Source organism: Geobacillus sp. LYN3, assembly GCF_003064505.1.
GTDB classification, from domain to species: Bacteria; Bacillota; Bacilli; order Bacillales; family Anoxybacillaceae; genus Parageobacillus_B; species Parageobacillus_B toebii.
In genome coordinates this window covers 1-355 of record NZ_QCWL01000083.1, presented here as the reverse complement: position 1 = coordinate 355, position 355 = coordinate 1, and the positions used below count along the sequence as shown (strand labels likewise).

General features: G+C 39.7%; 1 pseudogene. It reads right to left on the bottom strand.

The features are described 5' to 3' along the window. Positions 1-102 precede the first annotated feature (102 nt). Positions 103-297, bottom strand: a pseudogene (locus DCC82_RS17190) (NAD(P)H-dependent oxidoreductase); the annotation flags it as partial. Positions 298-355 lie beyond the last annotated feature (58 nt).

Here is a 355-nt window from a genome sequence, read left to right as displayed (position 1 = left end):
CAATATTCACATCATAGACAGGAAATACAAAAAATATTCAGCTCACTTGATCATGTGGCTGAATAGTTACGTCCCTTATCAAAGGAACAGGTCATCATTTTGTTAAAAGTTTTTCGCTGCTTGTTCTGCTTGTTTGATCGCGTTTTGTTTAATTGTTTCGGCTTCATTCGGGAATTGTGCCATTCCTTCGACAAAAATGGACTGAACATCAGTAATTCCGATGAAGCTAAGCACTGCCCGCAAATAACGGTCTCCGAATTCCATTTCTTTCATTGGTCCTTCTGAGTGAACTACCCCCACTTAATTTTCTAGCGAAAATTTGAAGTGGGGGCTTCCAAAGAAGTTTGACTGCTTC